At 62.1% G+C, this 1,467-nt stretch carries 1 protein-coding gene; it reads left to right on the forward strand.

Translation table 11 applies throughout. The features are described 5' to 3' along the window. Window positions 1-54: 54 nt before the first annotated feature. The gene (locus L1073_RS17055) at window positions 55-1,398 is read left to right on the forward strand and encodes an IS1182 family transposase (RefSeq protein WP_246901419.1); all 1,344 of its coding nucleotides are present in this window, start codon (window positions 55-57) and stop codon (window positions 1,396-1,398) included. The last annotated feature ends 69 nt before the right edge of the window (window positions 1,399-1,467 follow it).

Here is a 1,467-nt window from a genome sequence, read left to right on the forward strand (position 1 = left end):
CAGGTTGCTGACAAAGTCCTGGCTCTTTGGCCAGGACTTTGTTGTCATTAAGGGATGCTAAAAGATCCCGGTCCGACTCAACACGAGCTGGAGATGGTCACGCTGGAAGAGCTGGTACCTTCCGATCATCTGCTCCGGCGCATCGATGCCATCATCGATTTTTCCTTCATCCGCGACGAGACGCGCCACTTGTACTGCGAGGACAACGGCCGCCCCGCGTTGGATCCCGTTCTCCTGTTCAAGGCGCTGTTCATCGGCTACCTGTTCGGCATTCGCAGCGAGCGCCAGCTCGTACGTGAGCTGCAAGTGAACGTGGCCTATCGCTGGTTCCTCGGCTTGCGCCTGACCGACAAGGTGCCGGACGCCTCGACCTTCAGCCAGAACCGGCGCCGCCGATTCCGAGACAGCGATATCGCGCAGCGGCTGTTCGATCATGTGGTAGAACAAGCGATGGCAAGGGGCTTGGTCGGGGGGCGCGTCCTGTACACCGACAGTACCCACATCAAGGCCAATGCCAATCGCCGCCACTTCACGGTGCAAGAGGTGGAAACGACCCCGCAGGCCTACCTGGCCGAGCTGGACGCGGCCGTGGAGGCTGACCGAGAAGCGCACGGAAAAAAGCTGCTGCCGCCTCGTCACGAGGCGGCACCCGAGCCGACCCCCAAGAAGATCAGTGAGACCGACCCCGACAGTGGCTACATGGTGCGAGAAGGCAAGCCCAAGGGCTTCTTCTACCTGGACCACCGGACGGTGGATGGCCGCCATGCCATCATCACCGACGTGCACATCACGCCCGCTAGCGTGCATGACAGCGTGCCTTACCTTGACCGGCTGGATCGCCAGCGCCAACGCTTCGGCTTCGAGGTAGCCGCCGTGGGATTGGATGCCGGCTACTTCAATGCCGCCATTTGCCAAGGGCTGGAGAAGCGTCAGCTCTACGCTGTGATCGGTTACTGCCGACCCAGCAAGCCGAAAGGCATGATGCCGAAACGTCTCTTCGTCTATGACGCCGACCAGGACGCGTACTGCTGCCCCGAAGGCCAGATGCTGCGCTACGCCACCACCAGTCGGGAAGGTTACCGTCACTACCACTCGGACCCGGCACAATGTCGGACCTGTCCACGCCTATCGACCTGCACTCGCAATCAACACTATCGCAAGACGGTGACGCGTCATGTCTGGGAAGACGCTAAGGAACGGGTGGACCGTCGCCGGCTGGAGCCGGTAGGCAAACGCCTTTACGCGCGACGCAAGGAGACGGTGGAGCGCAGCTTCGCGGACGCCAAGCAGCTCCACGGCTATCGGTATGCGCGCATGCGGGGAATCGCGGGGATGCGAGAGCAGGCGTTGCTCTGTGCCGCCGCACAGAACCTCAAGAAGATGGCCTTGGCGGCCTGAGAGGAGCCGCTCCTCGATTTTTCACGCCCGGAGAGGCCCTCAGGAAGGCCCATTTCCGCTTGAGCCCCC

Origin of the sequence: Chromohalobacter nigrandesensis, from assembly GCF_023061285.1 — a bacterium.
Lineage (GTDB): Bacteria > Pseudomonadota > Gammaproteobacteria > Pseudomonadales > Halomonadaceae > Chromohalobacter > Chromohalobacter nigrandesensis.